Annotated in this window: 1 protein-coding gene; it reads right to left on the bottom strand. The window is 69.0% G+C overall.

Annotated features, from left to right (window positions below; all coding sequences use genetic code 11):
- Window positions 1-18 precede the first annotated feature (18 nt).
- Window positions 19-1,038 (bottom strand): ABC transporter ATP-binding protein (locus AC1RU4_RS26220; protein WP_492894801.1); only part of this gene is annotated, 1,020 nt, incomplete at its 5' end.

Genomic DNA, 1,038 nt, shown 5'->3' with positions numbered 1-1,038 from the left:
CATATCGCGCGCTCCTGCTCAGTGGCTTGGCGGCCGGGCGAGCAGCAGCCCGTCCTGCGGCTGGAAGCCGATGCGCAGCTTGTCGCCGCTGGCCGGCAGCACGCCGCCGCCGAGCGTGGCGGTGATCTTCTGCCCGGTGCGCACCCGCAGCGTCACATGGGTGACGCTGCCCTCATAGGCGACGTCGATCGCCTCGCCCTCGAAGCCGACGGTGGAGCCGTTGGCGTTCAGCGCCAGCATTTCCGGGCGCACGAACAGCAGCGCCTCCTCGCCCGCCTTCAGCCCGACAGGGTTGCGGCCCGACAGCAGGCCGAGCGGCGTGTCGAGCGTGGCGATGCCGTTCTCGACGGCGGTGATGCGCCCGCGGATCTGGTTGTTCTCGCCGACGAAGGAGGCCACGAACGGCGTGCGCGGCTCGGCATAGACCGCGCGGCCGTTGCCGACCTGCTCGATCACCCCGGCATTCATCACCGCGATGCGGTCCGACATGGTCAGCGCCTCGCCCTGGTCGTGGGTGATGTAGATGAAGGTGATGCCGACCCGCTTCTGGATGGCGCGCAGCTCGGAACGCATATGCTGGCGCAGCTTGAGGTCCAGCGCCGACAGCGGCTCGTCGAGCAGCAGCACCGAGGGCTCCACCGCCAGCGCGCGGGCGATGGCGACGCGCTGCTTCTGGCCGCCGGAGAGCTCGGAGACGCGCTTGTGGCCATGCTCGGTCAGCGCCACCTGGATGAGCAGGTTCTTCACCTTCTCGTCGCGCTCGTGGCGCGGCACGCCGCGCACCCTGAGGCCGTAGCCGATATTCTCCGCCACCGTCATCATCGGGAACAAAGCGAGGTTCTGGAAGATCAGGGCGGTCGGGCGCTTGTTCGGCCCGATCCCCTTCATGTCCCGGCCGTCGATGCGCACCGCGCCGCGCGTCGGCTCGATGAAGCCGGAAATGGTGCGCAGCAGCGTGGTCTTGCCGCACCCGGACGGACCGAGGAAGGAGAAGAACTCCCCGGCTTCGATGACGAGATTGGCGTCACGGACCGCAAC

Source organism: Ancylobacter sp. GW821-FHT10E12 (assembly GCF_058809335.1).
Note: the sequence above shows the minus strand (reverse complement) of the source record. Positions and strands in the feature narration are given on the sequence as shown.